Annotated in this window: 19 protein-coding genes; 10 read left to right on the top strand and 9 right to left on the bottom strand. The window is 47.5% G+C overall.

Going from position 1 to position 17427, the window contains the following annotated elements:
• Positions 1–17: 17 nt before the first annotated feature.
• The 3 genes from eutH to HP399_RS26230 all read right to left on the bottom strand — a co-directional run bounded on the left by eutH (position 18) and on the right by HP399_RS26230 (position 2713).
• A complete protein-coding gene (gene eutH, locus HP399_RS26240) occupies positions 18–1292 on the bottom strand; it encodes an ethanolamine utilization protein EutH (protein WP_173618089.1) in 1275 nt (424 codons plus the stop codon).
• Between the two features lie 372 nt (positions 1293–1664).
• Positions 1665–1865, bottom strand: a complete 201-nt coding sequence (locus HP399_RS26235; RefSeq protein ID WP_007725380.1) for a cold-shock protein — start codon at positions 1863–1865, stop codon at positions 1665–1667.
• 248 nt (positions 1866–2113) lie between these two features.
• The gene (locus HP399_RS26230) at positions 2114–2713 is read right to left on the bottom strand and encodes a nitroreductase family protein (RefSeq protein WP_173618088.1); all 600 of its coding nucleotides are present in this window, start codon (positions 2711–2713) and stop codon (positions 2114–2116) included.
• 205 nt (positions 2714–2918) lie between these two features.
• Between HP399_RS26230 and HP399_RS26225 the strand changes: the two genes are divergently transcribed.
• A complete protein-coding gene (locus HP399_RS26225; RefSeq protein ID WP_088910840.1) occupies positions 2919–3281 on the top strand; it encodes a VOC family protein in 363 nt (120 codons plus the stop codon).
• Between the two features lie 52 nt (positions 3282–3333).
• On the opposite strand, the gene HP399_RS26220 is transcribed toward HP399_RS26225, so the two are convergent.
• A complete protein-coding gene (locus tag HP399_RS26220) occupies positions 3334–4119 on the bottom strand; it encodes a class I SAM-dependent methyltransferase (RefSeq protein ID WP_173618087.1) in 786 nt (261 codons plus the stop codon).
• Positions 4120–4268: 149 nt separating this feature from the next.
• Here HP399_RS26220 and HP399_RS26215 point away from each other — a divergent pair, with 149 nt between their 5' ends.
• Together HP399_RS26215 and HP399_RS26210 are read left to right on the top strand one after the other, a co-directional pair.
• Positions 4269–4931 (top strand): futalosine hydrolase, encoded by a 663-nt coding sequence (locus HP399_RS26215; RefSeq protein WP_173618086.1) that lies wholly within the window; start codon positions 4269–4271, stop codon positions 4929–4931.
• Entirely contained in the window at positions 4928–5773 is an 846-nt protein-coding gene (locus HP399_RS26210) for a 1,4-dihydroxy-6-naphtoate synthase (RefSeq protein ID WP_173618085.1), read from the top strand. The genes HP399_RS26215 and HP399_RS26210 overlap by 4 nt, the downstream gene beginning before the upstream one ends.
• Before the next feature lie 63 nt (positions 5774–5836).
• Here the strand turns inward: HP399_RS26210 and HP399_RS26205 are convergent, their stop codons facing one another.
• A complete protein-coding gene (locus HP399_RS26205) occupies positions 5837–6373 on the bottom strand; it encodes a superoxide dismutase family protein (RefSeq protein ID WP_173618084.1) in 537 nt (178 codons plus the stop codon).
• A gap of 155 nt (positions 6374–6528) precedes the next feature.
• Between HP399_RS26205 and HP399_RS26200 the strand changes: the two genes are divergently transcribed.
• The 6 genes from HP399_RS26200 to HP399_RS26175 all read left to right on the top strand — a co-directional run bounded on the left by HP399_RS26200 (position 6529) and on the right by HP399_RS26175 (position 13002).
• Entirely contained in the window at positions 6529–7206 is a 678-nt protein-coding gene (locus HP399_RS26200) for a response regulator transcription factor (protein WP_173618083.1), read from the top strand.
• Positions 7203–8606, top strand: a complete 1404-nt coding sequence (locus HP399_RS26195) for a sensor histidine kinase (protein ID WP_173618082.1) — start codon at positions 7203–7205, stop codon at positions 8604–8606. The genes HP399_RS26200 and HP399_RS26195 overlap by 4 nt, the downstream gene beginning before the upstream one ends.
• 150 nt (positions 8607–8756) lie before the next feature.
• Positions 8757–9845: a Fe(3+) ABC transporter substrate-binding protein gene (locus HP399_RS26190; protein WP_173618081.1), complete on the top strand. Its 1089-nt coding sequence runs from the start codon at positions 8757–8759 to the stop codon at positions 9843–9845.
• 2 nt (positions 9846–9847) lie between these two features.
• Positions 9848–11503 (top strand): ABC transporter permease, encoded by a 1656-nt coding sequence (locus HP399_RS26185; protein ID WP_173618080.1) that lies wholly within the window; start codon positions 9848–9850, stop codon positions 11501–11503.
• Positions 11500–12141 (top strand): ABC transporter ATP-binding protein, encoded by a 642-nt coding sequence (locus tag HP399_RS26180; protein WP_017250075.1) that lies wholly within the window; start codon positions 11500–11502, stop codon positions 12139–12141. Before HP399_RS26185 ends, HP399_RS26180 begins: the two co-directional genes overlap by 4 nt.
• Before the next feature lie 135 nt (positions 12142–12276).
• Complete coding sequence (locus HP399_RS26175; RefSeq protein WP_173618079.1) at positions 12277–13002, top strand: DsbA family oxidoreductase; 726 nt, start codon at positions 12277–12279, stop codon at positions 13000–13002.
• 282 nt (positions 13003–13284) lie between these two features.
• On the opposite strand, the gene HP399_RS26170 is transcribed toward HP399_RS26175, so the two are convergent.
• Complete coding sequence (locus HP399_RS26170) at positions 13285–13617, bottom strand: hypothetical protein (protein WP_173618078.1); 333 nt, start codon at positions 13615–13617, stop codon at positions 13285–13287.
• Between the two features lie 202 nt (positions 13618–13819).
• Positions 13820–14758 carry a Gfo/Idh/MocA family protein gene (locus HP399_RS26165; RefSeq protein WP_173618077.1) on the bottom strand — a complete coding sequence of 313 codons (939 nt, stop codon included), beginning with the start codon at positions 14756–14758 and terminating at the stop codon, positions 13820–13822.
• A gap of 115 nt (positions 14759–14873) precedes the next feature.
• Between HP399_RS26165 and HP399_RS26160 the strand changes: the two genes are divergently transcribed.
• On the top strand, positions 14874–15833 hold the full coding sequence (locus tag HP399_RS26160; protein WP_173618076.1) for a helix-turn-helix transcriptional regulator: 960 nt from the start codon (positions 14874–14876) through the stop codon (positions 15831–15833).
• 40 nt (positions 15834–15873) lie between these two features.
• Here HP399_RS26160 and HP399_RS26155 read toward each other — a convergent pair whose 3' ends face one another.
• Entirely contained in the window at positions 15874–16446 is a 573-nt protein-coding gene (locus HP399_RS26155; protein ID WP_173618075.1) for a GNAT family N-acetyltransferase, read from the bottom strand.
• A gap of 118 nt (positions 16447–16564) precedes the next feature.
• The gene (locus tag HP399_RS26150) at positions 16565–17356 is read right to left on the bottom strand and encodes an aminoglycoside adenylyltransferase domain-containing protein (protein ID WP_173618074.1); all 792 of its coding nucleotides are present in this window, start codon (positions 17354–17356) and stop codon (positions 16565–16567) included.
• Between the last annotated feature and the right edge of the window lie 71 nt (positions 17357–17427).

Here is a 17427-nt window from a genome sequence, read left to right as displayed (position 1 = left end):
GGACCGCTCTTTTGCTTTTATTGTTTGGTTGCTGCAACTTCAGCTTGCGCGCTATTATGATGATCCAAGTACTCGTCTGGACCGATAATTCCCGCAGCACGATCTTGTTTTTCCAGTTCAAGTGCTTTCGGAACGGAGAGCCAGTAAGCAAAAGCAATACCGATAATACCTGCACCCAATTTACCAATCATGACCGGCAAGATAATGTTTGGTTGGAAGTTAGCCGAGAAGGACAAGTGGTCACCCAGCAAGAAAGCTGAACAAACCCCGAAGGAAATGTTGATAACTTTGTCTTTCGGCGGCATGGAACGAATGAGACGGAACATCGCCAGGATGTTCGCGCTAGTCGCGAGCAAGCCTGCACTACCAGAAGGGCTCATGCCCAGCTTGTTACCCAATACTTCGAGCGGCTTCGCTGCATATTTACGCAGCATGTATACCATTGGGAACGCACCTGCGAGCATGATACCGATGTAACCAGCGGTCTCCAACGCACGGTATTGATCGGTTGGATCGGCGATGATCGGATCGAAGCCCCAAGCTCCGAAAATCGTAGTAAAGATGCCAGTAAAGTGTTGCACGATCGAGAATACGAGTACGAGCTTGATAGCTGCATCCATTGTCTTCCCGAAAATCATGAAGCCTTTAATCATCAAGTCTGGCAGGAAACGCAGACCAGCAGCAATCGCGAGTACGAAGAACAAAATTGGTGAAAGGTTCAACAGTACCTGACCGAAACCAATAGCAAAAGCATAAGTGGATTCAGCGTTCGTCGAGATTTCATTGCGAACCTCTGCATTTGTCAAAACAAGAATGGCGCTGGAGATAAAAGCACCAATCGGAACTGTCAAAATACCGGACATTACGCCAAGCGCCATGTATTTATGATCGCGCTTGTCCAACATAGCAAGACCCATTGGGATGGAGAACACGATTGTAGCACCGGCCATCAGACCGACGATCATCGCCATAATCCAACCTTCCGTGGAGGTCTTCAGGAGGTTTGCCAACTGATAGCCACCCATGTCAGATGCGAGAATCGCAGTTGCCGCAATCGCAGGATCTGCTCCAATTTTGTTGAAGATGGGTGATACCGCTTTTTCTACGAACCAAGAGATGTACGGTAGGGACGCCATAATACCGGCAGCAGGAACGAAGATGTAACCTGTTGAGTGAATCCCTTCCATGAACTCCTTACCGAGACCCTCATCGGCGTTGCGAATCGCGGCAATGGCACCAATCACTGCACATAACATGATGATGTAAATAATGACGCTTCCAATGTGCTCCATGGATATCCCACCTTTTTGCGGATGTAAACAATAAAAGCACTTAGGATCTCATCAATAAATGAGATAGACCCTAAGCGCCTTTGCTTACTTTGTATGAACTTGTTTACAGGTAATGGCAATAACAACCAACTGGAACCGCTTTCATAGCTCGCTAAAAATAAACGAAAAAGGCAAGTCGCGTTTATTTCGTTGTGTACATTTTAAAACTTATGCTAGAAAGCGCCGTTGCTTTACTCTGCATTATAAAGTGATTATATGGGGAGGCATGGCTAATGTCAACTGCTCTTTAGGAACAAAGAACGAATTATTGCGAAGAAAAAACTGGAAAAAAAAGCCACCCTTGTTATTCGCAAGGGCAGCTTTATGTGTAATTTACAGTTTTGTTACGTTCTCAGCTTGTGGACCACGGTTGCCTTCAACCACGTTGAATTCAACGCGTTGGCCTTCTTCGAGGGTTTTGAAACCGTCGCCTTGGATTGCGCTGAAGTGAACGAATACATCGTTACCGCCTTCAACTGCGATGAAGCCATAACCTTTTTCTGCGTTGAACCATTTAACTGTACCTGTTTGCATGGGTGTTACCTCCAACAAAATAAAATGAATATGTAACTTTTATTTATATAAAATAAAATTCACACATTGCAAAAGGTTCAAACATAAGTGTAAACCCTTTACAATATGTGAACGCTTTAAATAAGAATCTTTTGTTTAAGCTAATACTATCACAGACGATAGAGGAAAGCAATCGCTCAATAAACGAAAGAACGGCCCGAGTAGGAAATCTCTGAGCCGTCCATTACGAACATGGAGCAAAATGTTACTTAGGAAAAGAACTTCACTCTCTCATCCAACGATTGGAATTGTTTTTCACCTGGTTGAGCGGTTGGTTTGCCAAAAGGCATTTGTGCTCTCAGTTTCCATGTGCTAGGGATCTTCCATGCTTGTTGGACTTCTTCATCGATGAGTGGATTGTAATGCTGCAAGGAAGCACCGAAGCCCTCGATTTCCAGCGCAGTCCACACAACAAATTGAAGCATGCCGGAAGATTGCTCGGACCAAATCGGGAAATTATCTTTGTACGCTTCGAACTGCTGCATGAGGTTTTCGACGACACTCTGGTCTTCAAAGAAAAGAACTGTGCCGTAGCCGCTACCGAAGGCGTTCATTTTTTCTTCCGTGGCTCCGAAATTTTCAGCGGGAACGATTTTACGCAAGGTTTCTTTGGTGATGTTCCACAGCTTATCGTGCTCCGCACCCAAGAGGACAACAACGCGAGCGCTTTGGGAGTTGAATGCGGATGGTGAGTACTTTACTGCTTCCTGCACGATTTCTTTAATGCGCTCATCAGATACAACATTTTCCTTGCTGATCCCATAGTACGTTCTTCTGTCTTTTACGGCTGCAATAAAATCCTTACCCACTTTGCATTCCTCCTGCAACTTGTTTTTACACTAACATGATGCATTGAAAGGGAGAAGCTTATTCAATGCATGGTTCCTTACATTTCGTAATTAAATATAAATTCTTGTGAAACTGATGTCAACATTTGGGTGTGCTGATAGCGATAAGTAAACTTTTTTTCGGTTAGAATGGGATGATAAGGTTCGAGTTAGTAAGGAGGAAATGATGATTACCAAAATGGCAACGGTAGCTGTCTACGTTGAAGATCAACAACGCGCAAAAGTGTTCTGGACAGAAAAGGTTGGATTTGAAGTCAAGCAAGAGCACCCGATGGGACCAAACAGCAGTTGGTTGGAGGTAGGACCAGCAGGTGCCCAGACTGCTTTGGTACTCTATCCGAAAAGTATGATGAGCAACTGGCAGGAACAAAAAGCCTCGATCGTTTTTGAATGTACAGAAATTGAAAAGACGTACGAAACGATGCGAGCGAACGGTGTTGTTTTTCAAGGAGAACTGAACAAGATGCAGTGGGGGACCTATGCGACTTTTCAGGATGAAGATGGCAACAGCTATTTGCTAAAAGGATAAGCGTAGTGACGACCTCTTGCCAAATACGGCTAGAGGTTTTTTACAGGAAGAATCAAACAATCGCGCGAACGAGGTAATACATATGCGTAGTTGGCAGACCGTCAGAAGTCGCATAGTGGTCAAAAATCGGCATAACACTCTCCATGTGTTGTTCGATGGTGGACGTGAGAATAGTGGGGCTTTGCCCGAAGCAACGCATGCGAATGACATCGAGAGGGGTCTGATAATACTCGGTGGCGATCACCGTCTGAATATCCACTCGCTGGAAAGCAGCTTGTCTGAGTCTCTCCTGCAGAATTTGTAGGATCGGAGTGTCTACTGGACGTGAACCAAATAAATGAGGAAACCATTCGAATAATTCGGCGGACAACTGATCGCTCGGATGTAATCCGATGAATGAGCCTCCTCTTTTGACGACGCGTGCTACATCTGGATAGGCGGAGGTAGGTCCCTTGCGATTGTAAGCGCAATCGAACGTATCGTCATGGAAAGGGAAGGTATATTTCGTATTGGTGATAACGAAGGAAACGTTTGCGGGTGTTTGTGTACGAGCCTTCTGCACAAAATTTTCTGTCACATCCAAGCCGACAATTTCTTTGGCAGAACGACTCCAGTGTAGTGTGAATGCGCCGTGCCCGCAGCCGATATCGAGAACGGATTGATTCGGAACCATGCGACTAATTTCTTCCATAAATAGCGACTCGCCATTCGGTTCCGTAATGGTAGAGCGCCACGGGTATACGTATTCACCAGTCATTTCGCCCAGCTGAGTGTACCAGGCCAAAGAATGGGGGGCGAGCCAGTCGGGATGGGTGTTCGGATTCGGTGGATGAAGCATAATCGGTCACCTCTTATCTAACGAAAATGCACAGCAGGTTCCATTGTAATAATTTTCCTGTCTTTTGACAAACTCTTTAAACGGCTTTACACGAACGAAAAGTAGCGATAACGTGGAAGAGGGAAAGCGGTTGAAAGGAGCCAGGGCAAATGATTTTGTCACAACAATATAGAAGCATTCTGATCGTGACCTCCGTTGACGCAGAACGGGATGCAGTGATGCGCGGCATTCAAGGGGATGAGCGTTTCACAGTTATCGCTGGGGGAGTAGGACCAGCAGCCGCCGCAGCGAGTACAGCCAGAGCGCTTGCTTGCGCGGACTACGATCTGGTCATTTGTGCAGGAATATGCGGCGGATTCGTGGGACAAGCAGAGATTGGGTCGCTCGTTGTCGCGACAGAGATTATTTGTGCGGATTTGGGGGCAGAAACGCCTGAGGGCTTTTGTAGTGTGGACGAGCTCGGATTTGGATCAGCTCGGGTAAGTGTCGATCAGGAGTTGGTCGAAAGGGCAACGGAAGCAATGAGGGCAGCAGGCTTGACCGCCAAAAAAGGCATTGTACTTACACTATCGACTGTGACGGGCACAGCGGAAACAGCGGCGGCTTTGGCACAGCGGATGCCAGACGCGCTAGCAGAAGCGATGGAGGGGTATGGCGTTGCGACTGCTGCCCAGGCTGCCAGACGACCTGTTCTGGAAATTCGCACGGTATCGAATGCAATTGGACCGCGGGATAAATCCGCTTGGCGGATAAAAGATGCGTTGGAATCTCTGGAAAAGGGAAGCTCTGTACTACGGGAGGTACTATCATGAAAATTGCGTTTTCACCATGTCCGAATGACACTTTTGTTTTTCATGCTTGGGCACATGATTTGATTCCGGGAGCGCCAAAGCTCGATATTATGTACGCAGATATCGATATTACGAATACACTTGCTGCACAGGGGGAAGGCCCTGAAGTAATGAAAATCTCCTATGCGGCATTGCCATGGGTGATGGACAACTACTCGTTGCTCCCTTGCGGCGGTGCACTGGGCAGAGGCTGCGGGCCACTCGTTTTGACCCAAGGAAATTCTGGTGAGAGTGCGAACGATCCAGCACGCCTGTCCAACAAAACTGTAGCAGTGCCGAGTGAGCGCTCCACAGCTTATTTACTGTTCCGGCTCTGGGCTGCACAAAATGTCCCAGGTGGTGTAGGGGAGATCGTCGTCATGCCGTTTCATGAGATTATGCCTGCTGTACGTGACGGCAAGATCGATGCGGGACTCGTGATCCACGAGGCGCGTTTCACGTATCAAAACTACGGGCTGTCTCTTATGACTGACTTGGGCAACTGGTGGGAGTCTGATACGAATTTGCCAATTCCGTTGGGGGCCATCATCGCGAAAAAATCAATGGACATCGAGGCTCTGACCAATTGGACGCGCTCCTCTGTAGAATATGCTTGGGCGAATCCGACCGCATCACAAGAATATGTCATGTCCCATGCCCAAGAGCTGTCTCTGGAGGTAGCGCAAGCGCATATTAACTTGTACGTGAATGAGTTTACGAGAAATTTGGGTAACGATGGTTATGCAGCTGTTGAGGCGTTGCTCGGTCGTGCAGCCGAGGAAGGGCTTGTACCAGCATTTGATTTGTCGACATTACGGCGATAGCTGAATTAATAATGGGAGGGGGTAGCTTACAGGGCTGCCCCCTTTTCCTGTTCGAGTGAAGCGTTAGCCAGCGTAGATCAATCCACATGCCAGTCGTTTTCCGCTATTTCCTGCCGGCTGCGAATGGAAGTCATCAGGACTTTGATGGATGATCACGCTTTTGCCGACCACATCTGCTGCACTGATTTTGTTTGTGAAAAAAGTCATTCGTGCATAGCCGTCATTGGAAAACAGCACGGGGAAGTCGCCTACGTGGTTGCCATGTGGCTGATGCGTAGGGTTCCAGTGACTGCCTGCTGTGGTAAAGGGATCATTCGGATTTCCTACCGTACAGACGCCATGCTCATGCAAATGAAAACCAAATGGCCCGATTTGCGGTTGATTGCCAGCGGCTGGCTGGAAAGCGGGGAGACCGCTGACTTCCACGAACACTTCGGTACCGTAGGGGACATCGGTAAACACAACATATCCATTCAGATTCGGCGCCAGTGGACCGCCTTGAATTTCGGCAAAAGATTGTCCTGTTCTCCGCCCATGCTGTGAGGACACAGCTCGTAAGTCATATTCATATGGGTATTCATAAGGTTGATATCCGTACATGTTACACCACCTTCGTTCATGATCCAGTTTGACATATCTTATGTAAGTAGTGGGCGCATGGTTACTGGGCTGCGTAGGAGAACATTGACGCTGATAATTATTTTCATCTACAATCAGGTGGAATTCCCCGGCATGGGCAAAAGGGTGGGCAAAACGTGAAAAGAGTGCTGCTAATAGAAGATGAGATCAATATGGCCCGATTTATTGAGCTGGAGCTGCGCTACGAATCGTTTGCGATTACAGTCGCGCATGATGGACATAAAGGACTCGAGCTCGCTTTACAGGAAGAGTGGGATGTCATATTATTGGACGTCATGCTTCCGGGGCTTGATGGTATTGCGGTTTGTCAAAAAATTCGTAGCGTGAAAAAAACGCCGATTATTATGCTGACAGCCAGAGACAGTATTACGGACCGTGTCTCAGGCTTGGACAGTGGGGCCGATGATTATATTCCGAAGCCATTCGCGATCGAGGAGTTGTTGGCACGCATACGCGTTGTATTTCGCCGTCAGGAAGAGCAGGAGAATGTCCCCCGAACCATGCTCGCACACCGAGGGCTGGTAGTCCAAATGGAAGGACGTATCGTCACCAAAAATAATCAACCTGTTGAGTTGACCAAAAGAGAGTATGATTTGCTCGTGACGTTCATGAAAAACATCAATCGAGTCCTGCCTCGCGAGGTGCTACTCGATACCGTGTGGGGATTCGAGGCGGCTGTCGAGACCAATGTTGTCGATGTGTACGTTCGGTATTTGCGCAATAAAATCGATTCTCCCAATGAGGACAGCTTTATCTCGACTGTACGCGGGATTGGCTATGTGATGCGAAAATGAGCGGACCATCGAGATTCTTAAAGCTCCCGATCAAATGGAAGCTGACACTCTGGTCGTCACTTCTGCTTTTTCTCGTATTCATTGGCTATAATAGCTTCCAATATTTTTTTGTAGAGAAGTGGATGTTTAATCAGGAACAACAGGTTGTGCAACAGACGATGCGAGAGTTCCTCAACTACACGCTGGAAAAAGAGCAATCTTTTGAGGAGGAGGACCTCACAGAGCTACGCAGCTTCCTGGAGAAAATCAATCAACGAAACCAGATGATTCGCATTCTGGACGAAGAGGGTAAACCGATTGTTGTCGTATCGGAAAATTTTCAAGATATCACACTGCCACCGCTTCCGCCTGTTCAGACGATTCGCACCCAGACCCAAGAAGTGCGTGGTGACTTGTTGATCATGAGCAGTCCTCTTACGATCTTTCAATTTAACGGGACAGTCATGATTCTGAAGAATATGAAAGAGTTTGAGCAATTGAGTGGTGCGCTCTTTCAGGTCATGGCAATTGGGTGCTTGACCGCTGTGATCATAAGCGGTCTCGGTGGCAGATTGCTCGCGCGGCAGTTGCTTAGGCCTCTGCAATCGATGAATGAAACGATGAGCAACGTCCGGCAAATAGGATTCCATGAACGCGTGCAGTTTCACGATAATCAGGATGAGATTGCGACTTTGATGAAAATGTTCAATAAAATGATGGATCAGGTGGAGCGGTCCTTTTTGCAGCAGAGACAATTCGTCGAGGATGCCTCACATGAGCTGCGGACGCCGATCGCGATTATCGAAGGGCATCTGGGAATGCTGCGGCGTTGGGGAAAAAATGATCCAGCTGTTTTGGAGGAATCCTTGCAGACTTCGATTCAAGAGCTCGCCAGACTAAAAGGACTGGTGCAGGAGCTGCTCGTTTTGACGAGAGCTGAGCATGTGGAGATCGAAGAGGATGTCGCGCTCCATAATCCGGATCGGGCTGTCTGTCACATGATCAAGAAATTCGCCACGATTCAGCCGACATTTACGATCGAGCAAGAACTAGGGCCTTTGGCTGGAGAAATCCTTGCCATATCAGAAGAACATCTGGAGCAAGTGCTACTGATCCTTTTGGATAATGCGGTCAAGTATTCCGGGGAGAGCAGGAGAATCTGCGTGAGGGCCATGGTGCAAGAAAATGTAGCCTGTATGGAAATCATAGATGAAGGAATCGGCATACCTGAGCAGGATTTGCCGTATGTCTTGGACCGATTGTATCGGGTAGACAAAGCGAGAAACAGCGGGGAGAGCGGGTATGGACTTGGGCTTGCCATCGCCAAACGATTGCTTGCGCGTTACAACGGCAGCATAACGATTCAGAGTGTGGAGCAGAAAGGGACGACTGTGACTGTTTTTGTGCCGCTTCGTCAGTGAATTTCAACCGATCCACATCTCATTAAAAATAATTGGGGATGTTTTTTTATTTTCACAGCATTTTCTCATTTTTGTTCGTTACAATAAGCCTTGTCAATTGGCAATGATATTCATTATCAATAATCACTGCGATAGAGAGGGAGAATCAAAATGAGAAAAAAATCGATGCTGGCGGTCATGCTGAGTACGATGCTGACGTTGCCTTTACTTGCTGCATGCGGAAACGGTGCGAATACTGCCCAACCGCAAACAGAAGCGCCAAAGGCACAGGAGCCGGCTGCCACAGAGCAAGTCGTGAACGTATTTACAGCGCGCCATTACGATATTGATAGCAAACTGTTCGCAGAATTCACGAAGCAAACAGGCATCAAGGTAAACGAAGTGAAGGGTACAGCAGAAGAGCTGGTTGAGCGCTTGAAGCGTGAAGGAGAGAGCTCCGAAGCGGATTTGTTCATCACGGTTGACGGTGGTGTTCTGAACTACGCGAAGCAAAATGGCGTTCTGCAACCGATTCAATCTGCTGAAGTAGAGAAAAACGTACCGAAAGAACTGCGTGATCCTGACAACCAATGGATCGGTATGGCTACCCGTGCACGTGTAATCGTGTATGCGAAGGATCGCGTGAAGCCAGAGCAGCTGTCTACGTATGAAGATTTGGCTACGGATAAATGGAAGGGCAAAGTATTGGTACGCTCTTCTTCCAACCTGTACAACCAGTCCCTCGTTGCTTCTTTTATTGAGCTGAATGGCGAGCAGGCTGCATTGGATTGGGCAAAGGGTCTGGTAAACAATTTCGCGCGCAAGCCTGAAGGTGGAGACCGTGATCAGGCAAAAGCTGTCGTTGCCAAAGTCGGTGACGTTGCGATCATGAACACCTACTATGTTGGACAAATGCTTAACTCCAAAGATGCAGAGGAAGTAAAAGTCGCGCAAAACATCAGCGTTTTCTTCCCGAACCAAGAAACGACAGGTACACACTTGAACATCAGCGGTATTGGTTTGACCAAGCACGCGAAAAACAAGGACAATGCCGTGAAATTGATTGAGTTCGTCACAGGTAAAGAGGCTCAAACGATGCTGACAAACGGAAGCTACGAGTTCCCTGTTAATGCAGAGGCTGACAAGCCTGCTCTTTTGAAAGAGTGGGGAGAATTTAAAACGCAAAAGCTCGACTTTGCTAAGCTCGGCGAGTATAACAAAAAAGCGGTAGAACTGCTGAATCAAGCAGGTTGGAAATAAGCATGACGGGAGCACTTTTGCGTAGAAGCCTGAGACGAAAACTGAACGGGTGGGTAACGCTGAGCGTGATAGGGGCCATTTTGGCCCTTCTCCCGTCTCTTTATATTTTTTTCGGACTCTTTCAAAAACAAAATGAAAACTGGCAGCATATCCAAGAGTACATGCTACTGGATTACGCGCTGCAATCGTTATGGCTCGTGCTCGGTACCGGAGCCTGTACGATCATCGTAGGTGTGACCTTGGCCTGGTTGGTAGCTGCCTACGATTTTCCATTGCGTCGCTTTTTTTCATTTGCCTTCGTGCTGCCGCTAGCAATTCCTCCGTATATCGCAGCATACACGTACGGCTCCATGCTCAGCTACACGGGGAGCATTCAGACGATTTTACGTGAAACATTCGGGCTGACGCTTGATCAACGCTACTTTGACATTATGTCGATGAAGGGCGCTATTTTTATTTTTACTCTGTTTTTGTTCCCGTACGTCTATTTGATTACGAAAACCTTTCTTGAAAAACAGAGTGCTGTGTTCATTGAAAATGCCAGATTGCTCGGAAAAAACCAAACGCATATCTTTTTTCGCATCGTCCTGCCTATGTCGCAGGCAGCTATTGTGGGTGGCGCGAGTCTTGTAGCATTTGAAGTGCTCAATGATTTTGGGGTGACGAAGCATTTTGGGATTCAGTCTTTTACAGCGGCGATTTTCAAGACGTGGTTTGGCATGTATGACGTAGAATCGGCCATCCGTTTGTCCGCCTGGCTCATGACGTTGATTATCGCGATCTTTATCGTCGAACGTCTCGTGCGTAAAAGAAAAAAATTTAGCTCGCCTACGAACAGGAGCACGCCGCTCACACGCAGAAAATTGCGCGGAATCCCGATGTACGCTGCCGTAATCTTCGGATTGGTTATTGTTTCGTTTTCGTTTGTGATCCCTGTTGGGCAGTTGATTGTCTGGGCGACGTGGACGTATGGAGAGGTGTTGAACGAGACCTTCTGGAAGCTCTTGAGCAATACGCTGTTCATCTCGTGTATCTCAATCACCATCTTGATGCTGCTCGCGGTAATCGTAGCGAATGTCATCCGATTCTCCCGAGGCTCGATATTCGCTGTGGCAATGACGCGTTTGATTTCCATGGGCTATTCCATTCCGGGCGCAGTCTTGTCCATCGGTGTGATGGCGGTGGTGATGTCCGTAGATAAAGAACTGAGTTCCTTCTATAGCTGGCTGGGTTTGGGTGCAAACAAGCTGGTACTCAGCATGTCCTTGTTCATGCTGACGTTTGCCTACATCATCCGCTTCCTTGCAGTCGGATTCAATGCAGTCGAGGCAGGGTTTGAGAAGACGGGAAACCGCTATTCAGAAGCGGCACGTATGCTCGGGATGAGCATGACACGGACTTTTTTTAAGGTGGATTTGCCATTAATCAAAGGGGCTGTGCTCACTGGTTTTATCCTGGTGTTCATGGAAATCGTGAAGGAATTGCCGCTTACCTTGCTCCTTCGTCCCTATAATTTCGAGACGCTGGCAACAAAGGCGTATCAATATGCAAGCGATGAACAAATTCATCAGGCCGCGATTCCTTCGCTCTGTATCATTGCAGTGGGGATCGTCTCCGTTATTTTCTATCACTGGTTAGGAGAGAGACAGGCAAAATGACTTTTTTTGAAGTGAAAAACCTGACGTTTGGTTATGCAAGCGGGAACGGCAGCGTCATCCGGGATTTTTCCTTGCAGATGGAGCAGGGGGAAGTTGTCGGGCTGCTCGGGAATAGTGGTTGTGGAAAAAGTACATTGCTTCGCTTGATAGCCGGACTGGAGTCCCCGAAGAGCGGGCGCATCCAGATCGATGGGAAAGTGTTGGTCGATCAGGGGCAGTTTGTGGAGCCTGAGCAACGCGGGATCGGCATGATTTTTCAGGATTATGCGCTGTTTCCGCATTTGACTGTCGAGCAAAACATCTTGTTCGGTCTGCATCGCTTATCTAAAGCAGAGCGTCTGGTTCGTTTGAAAGAGATGTTGGCGCTTGTACAGCTAGAAGGCTACGGCAAGCGATATCCACATGAGCTGAGCGGGGGACAGCAACAACGTGTCGCATTTGCGCGTGCGCTGGCACCTAGACCGGCTATCTTGTTGATGGATGAGCCGTTCAGTAATCTGGATGCCGAGCTGAAAACGAAAATACGCGATGACTTGAAGCGAATGCTGCGAGCTGCCAAGATGACTTCGATCCTGGTCACGCATGACAAAGCAGATGCGGAAACAATATGTGATCGCATCATTCGCATGACTCGCTAAGGGCAAAGTGCAGCTTTCAGCCTCCAAAGTGCATAGTCGTACCGTGTGTTGTTGTATAATGTGCATACGACGAATTTTGCAGTGTGCGGTCTGCTGTCTTTTGGTCAGCACCGTTCAAATAGAGGAGGATGGAACATGAAAATTGAAATCTGGTCTGATTTTGCCTGCCCGTTTTGCTATATCGGAAAGCGCCGTCTGGAAGGAGCACTGTCTCAATTTCCGCATAAGGATCAAGTAGAGGTCGTATATCGCAGCTTCCAGCTCGACCCGCAGATGGAACGCGATACCGATATGGACATGCATGAAGTACTGGCAGCCAAGTATAGCATTCCACTCGCACAGGCCAAGGGGATGAATGACCAAGTAACCCAAATGGCAAAAGGCGTCGGACTCGACTATCATTTTGACACGATGATTCCGACCAATACATTCGATGCGCATCGCTTGACGCACTTTGCTCATGCCCATGGAAAAATGAAGGAAATCAAGGAGCGAATGCTGAAGGCGTACTTTACGGAATCGCTCCATCTCGGTGATCACGAGGTGCTGGCACAGCTTGCTTCTGAGGTAGGCTTGGACAAGGAAGCGACGCTCGCCATGCTGGCAGGAGACGAATACAGAGAGCAAGTACAAGAGGACAAACAAAGAGGCAACGATTTGGGTGTCACAGGTGTACCGTTCTTTGTCATTAATAACAAATATGCAGTCTCTGGCGCGCAGCCAGGAGAAGTCTTTTTAGGCGCATTGAACCAGGTATGGGAAGAAGAAAGCGCCGCTCCTGCTCTGAAATTCGTGCAGAACGACGAGAAAAAAGACGAGCAATCCGGCGACAATTGCGTGGACGGCTCCTGCAAAATATAAGCGACACGAAAACCTAAGAGAAGTGGCTAGTTATCAAAGGACAGGTACCCCTTACCAGTAAAATCTCAAAAGCCGATCCTCCTGAATGAAGGGGAATCGGCTTTTCTCATGAAAAGTTGCTTTGAGAAGTAATAGAGGGAAAGAGTTGTTGCTCATCCAGTTCAACAGCGGTGCTGATTTCGATGAAAGGGAGCTGTTTTACTGGGTATCCAGCAACTTGTAGGACGGAGCATCGCTCAGACAGTATTTTTGGGCACCCGACAAATTTACGATCCCCTGAAATCACTGAATAACGAGAGTAGTTCCTGTTACTGTGAACTGTTTACCAATAGAATAAGCAAATCGAGATGAAGCAGCGCTAACACTTCCAATTTGCTTGCCAGAGCTGAAGTCATGACTTCCTTGGAGAGTAATATTCTCGAGACCATAAAAGAAAAGTGTCAATGTGAGCATTGCCGTATTCTGCGCTTCAGTTCCCTGATGCACGGTGCGCTTCGTACTCGCGTAATTGGCTATATGGTTATTTCCCTCAAATACTTTACCACCTTCATATTGCCACCCACCAGCAGAGTCATCCACATTCGTCAGACTGAGTCGAGTTAATGTGAAGTTCATGTTAGGTACCTCCCGTAGTAGTCTAGTGCCTTGTTTCTACTGGTCATCATATGCCCTGGCAGCCCTTAGTTGTCGGCATAACACGCCTATTTCCATGTGATTCATTATTTGGTGTTATATGGATTATATAAAATCCTCCCCATCGATTAAAGAACACGCAACGAACCTCCATGAAAAGATGCTTCATGGAGGTTTTGTTTCTTTACTGACGTGCAAGCTGTTTCTGTAGTGCAAGCGCGAGCTCCAAAGACTCGACAGCATGATCAACATCGATGATCGATTGTGTATGATCCGCAAAGCATCGAATGGCATGACGTAAGCTATCTTCATACGGATTGACGGGTTGGAGAACGAGCTCATTCTTGCCTGAGGATGTGTATTCCCATAAGAAAGATTCCGTTTGACCATGGCTGTCAGCTTCCTGAAAGACGAGCTTTGCTTTCTCAAAGTACGCCTCGTAACCGACAGTGAATGGGTACGAGATCGGCATCTGCGAGGAGGCGACTATTTCAGCATGCGTATCAGGGGAATGAAAGTGAGAGTGGACGATGGACTGTTTTTTACACGATGATTCTACCCCCCATGCGCTCGTGCTGGCATTGCGACCGAACAGCCATGTGACGAAGTCCAGCTCGTGGATCATCAGATTGGTTGTAATGGAGGACAAACCTAGATCCCCCCATAAAGGAGCTGTTTCTCTTTTGAGCGAGAGGGAGAGGAGCTGTCCGTACTTGTTTTCTGTCTGAGCGCTGCGAAGGTAGGCGTAGGCTGGGTCAAATTTGATAAACTGATTCACCAACAGCTTTTTCCCTGAGCGGTCCCTTGTGTGCTTCATGGCTTGTGCATCGTCTAGCGTATAACAAACCGGTGTTTCGCAGAATACATGCTTTCCGTTTTCGAGTGCTTCTACTGCGAATTGCCGATGCAGCTGCGAAGGTAAGCAAATGTCCACGACATCGATAGTAGGATCGCGCATGATCTCGTCAATATGCACTGTAATCTCCACTTGCAGCTCTTCCTGTAGCTTTTGCAACTTCGATTCATTTCGACCGAAAACTACCACTCTATCCACACCATCCATTTTTTTCAGCAGATGTGCATGGTACGCACCAAAGCCGGTTCCTAATACCGCAATATTCATTCTGCATCCCTCCCATAATGATAGCTCTATGATATCTTTGTATTGTTGACAGCATCGTGTCATGAATTTGGCCGCGTTGAAAAATAGAGTGGTCGTTTTGCCGTGGAGGTTGGAGATGAGACTGCATCGATTGATTGCGATTTTGCTGCTGATCGAATCAAGAGGAAAAATGAAAGCAAAAGAACTCGCTATAGCGCTGGAGACGTCTGTTCGCTCGATTTATCGGGATATTGACGCACTGTCCCAGGCAGGGATTCCGATCGCGGCAACCTCGGGGCCTGGCGGTGGAATTTATTTGATGGAAGGATATACGGTCAATCTGAAACAGCTGTACGTCGATGATGTTGTGCACTTGTATTTGACCGGGATGGGGATTCATGTCGGGCAGGATACCGAGACTGGACACAAATTAACGTCTGCTTTGCTCAAATTAGAAAAGACGTTGCCGCAGACTTATCGGCCAGATATCGAGAAAGCGAAGAAGCGATTCTATTTCGATGAGGCGCCGTGGTGGGAAGAGAGAGTAGTCATACCGAATCTGGAGGTTTTGCGGGCAGCGGTTTGGCGATCAAGCAAAGTCGTCATTGCCTATCGCAAAATGGATAGGAGCAGCTCGTCACGTACGGTATGTCCCTACGGTCTCGTCGTGAAAAAAACGGAGTGGTATCTCGTTGCTTACTGTGAAAACGCGCAGGAGGTTCGAACATTCAAGTGCGAGCGGATTCCTTCTGTTCATGTACTGGAGGAGGAGGCATTCGAGATTCCGAAGAGCTTTTCGTTGGTAGGTTATTGGACGAATCAGGAGGCGGCGTTCAAGCAGGCTTGTCGTGGAGTCGAATATTTTCCTGTAGTGATCAGGTTGCATGCTGAAAAGCTGGCAGTGCGAGAGAGGCTGGAGGTGATCTCCGCTGTGCAGCAGGGAGAGTACGAGCAATTGACGGTTAATTTGTACAGCTATGAAAGAGCATGTCGCGATATTTTGGATAGGATCGGACATATGGAGGTAGTGGAGCCAGTGGAATTAAGAGCTTTTGCAAAAGAGAGACTGCGAGAAATGATGGCACTGTATACGTAGCGTACGCCAAAAGGCTTCGCACCAAGTCGATGCGAAACCTTTAGCGGGAAAGCAGGGGATAACTCGCGTGCACATGCTGTTTGAAGCTTTCATAGTCCGAGGCATGTATATGAGAGTCGTGCTCGCTTATACAGACATGCTTCATGCTAAGACGCTGAGCGAACCGATTGCCTGCTTCTGTGATATTGTCCATGATGATCGATTGGATGCGGCAGCCACTCTGCTCAACATGAGCCAGCACATCGAGATAATGATGCAGCATCATGCGCAAGGCAGGGCTTTTCCGATAAGATTGATCGACAACGACACAGGACAGAAAATAATAGACTTGCTCGGGAGAAGTAGTTAAATCTTCGATATCCGCAGTCGTCATCAGGCTGTCTTTAAACGTCCCTTGCGCGATTTGCAGGTAGATATGCGGCTTGACGGGAAGTAGGTTCATAAAAGCGATGATGCGCTCATTCTCTTCGATCGCAACGACCGAATCGGGACGAAACAAATACCAATTGTAGCTCTCTTGGTACGGTGTAATAAATTCAGCATCATAATATTGAAGCTCGAGTTGTTCCATTTGTCTAAAATGCTCAAGGTGCAAATGCTCCATTATCTTCATAAGTAAATCTCCTTCCTTACGCAAAGCGGCTTTGTCGGAGAGCTTCGGCCCGCTGTACGCTTTCTTTGGTCCAAGGTGGTGTCTTGGGATGATCTGTGCGCCATTGCTTTGAGGGGTGTTATTCCGTCTTACTAGGCGACAGCTCGCAAATATAGTGAATAAATCGCTGGGTTTCCTTTGCCCGCTTGAATCTGTTCGAAAATAAAGATGGTTTGTTTGATTGGTAGCGTATTCGCAAGGATTCTTTCAGTAAAAGATGCCATTCATTTGGGAGTTCTTGCAGAGCCTGTTCTACGGCTTTTCTCTTCGGAATAATGTCCTCATGGATGAGCGCGTAATAGATTCGGCATAAGGTGAAAACGGCGAATTCTACCCACTCATCGAGCATGAATTTCACCATGCTTTTTCTTTTCGGCGACCAATAATCATGTACATTGTATTTCATCGTTTCCCCGACATCAAACCACTGGGTAGGGATGTGTAATGCTTCAACACTTTTCCCCATAACGGCAATGCCCTGTTGCTTAAGGATCCACCACGTCACATGATTGACATCATAGTGGCCGGATGATTTGAATGTCCCATTGTCAACGTAAGGATAAGGCTCCAAGGATCGATTGGTTTTTCCGATGTCATCCAGCTTGATATACATGCCGTCCATTCTTTTGGCTAATGGGTTGGCGTTTTGGAGAGCATGATGAATGTTTTTGAGCGTTTCTATTTCTGTATTCGTTAACCCTCTATGTAAAAGTGTTACAAAATCAATATCGCTGTTATCTTCCTCGAAGCCTGACAGCGCAATAGAACCATACAAATACACACCGGAGATGACTTCAGGCAGTTCTACCATGAGTCGTTGTGTGTAGTCGTGTAAGAAAAGTCTAACACTTTCTGGGATTCTCGTGTCCATAAGGTAACTCCTTCTCCTCAACTTTTTCGAAGACACCTGTGAAATTGATCATTTCCATAATTTTCATACCT

Origin of the sequence: Brevibacillus sp. DP1.3A (assembly GCF_013284245.2) — a bacterium.
Classification (GTDB): domain Bacteria; phylum Bacillota; class Bacilli; order Brevibacillales; family Brevibacillaceae; genus Brevibacillus.
The sequence above is the reverse complement of the archived record's forward strand: the minus strand, read 5'-3'. Positions and strand labels throughout refer to the sequence as shown.

What these genes read in the sequence shown, in the direction of transcription:
- HP399_RS26195 (WP_173618082.1), top strand. Translation starts at nt 7,203, where the DNA reads ATGAGCGGACCATCGAGATTCTTAAAGCTCCCGATCAAATGGAAGCTG.
- HP399_RS26235 (WP_007725380.1), bottom strand. Translation starts at nt 1,865, where the DNA reads ATGCAAACAGGTACAGTTAAATGGTTCAACGCAGAAAAAGGTTATGGC.
- HP399_RS26220 (WP_173618087.1), bottom strand. Translation starts at nt 4,119, where the DNA reads ATGCTTCATCCACCGAATCCGAACACCCATCCCGACTGGCTCGCCCCC.
- HP399_RS26175 (WP_173618079.1), top strand. Translation starts at nt 12,277, where the DNA reads ATGAAAATTGAAATCTGGTCTGATTTTGCCTGCCCGTTTTGCTATATC.
- HP399_RS26210 (WP_173618085.1), top strand. Translation starts at nt 4,928, where the DNA reads ATGAAAATTGCGTTTTCACCATGTCCGAATGACACTTTTGTTTTTCAT.
- eutH (WP_173618089.1), bottom strand. Translation starts at nt 1,292, where the DNA reads ATGGAGCACATTGGAAGCGTCATTATTTACATCATCATGTTATGTGCA.
- HP399_RS26180 (WP_017250075.1), top strand. Translation starts at nt 11,500, where the DNA reads ATGACTTTTTTTGAAGTGAAAAACCTGACGTTTGGTTATGCAAGCGGG.
- HP399_RS26225 (WP_088910840.1), top strand. Translation starts at nt 2,919, where the DNA reads ATGATTACCAAAATGGCAACGGTAGCTGTCTACGTTGAAGATCAACAA.
- HP399_RS26165 (WP_173618077.1), bottom strand. Translation starts at nt 14,758, where the DNA reads ATGAATATTGCGGTATTAGGAACCGGCTTTGGTGCGTACCATGCACAT.
- HP399_RS26150 (WP_173618074.1), bottom strand. Translation starts at nt 17,356, where the DNA reads ATGGACACGAGAATCCCAGAAAGTGTTAGACTTTTCTTACACGACTAC.
- HP399_RS26185 (WP_173618080.1), top strand. Translation starts at nt 9,848, where the DNA reads ATGACGGGAGCACTTTTGCGTAGAAGCCTGAGACGAAAACTGAACGGG.
- HP399_RS26155 (WP_173618075.1), bottom strand. Translation starts at nt 16,446, where the DNA reads ATGAAGATAATGGAGCATTTGCACCTTGAGCATTTTAGACAAATGGAA.
- HP399_RS26160 (WP_173618076.1), top strand. Translation starts at nt 14,874, where the DNA reads ATGAGACTGCATCGATTGATTGCGATTTTGCTGCTGATCGAATCAAGA.
- HP399_RS26190 (WP_173618081.1), top strand. Translation starts at nt 8,757, where the DNA reads ATGAGAAAAAAATCGATGCTGGCGGTCATGCTGAGTACGATGCTGACG.
- HP399_RS26170 (WP_173618078.1), bottom strand. Translation starts at nt 13,617, where the DNA reads ATGAACTTCACATTAACTCGACTCAGTCTGACGAATGTGGATGACTCT.
- HP399_RS26215 (WP_173618086.1), top strand. Translation starts at nt 4,269, where the DNA reads ATGATTTTGTCACAACAATATAGAAGCATTCTGATCGTGACCTCCGTT.
- HP399_RS26205 (WP_173618084.1), bottom strand. Translation starts at nt 6,373, where the DNA reads ATGTACGGATATCAACCTTATGAATACCCATATGAATATGACTTACGA.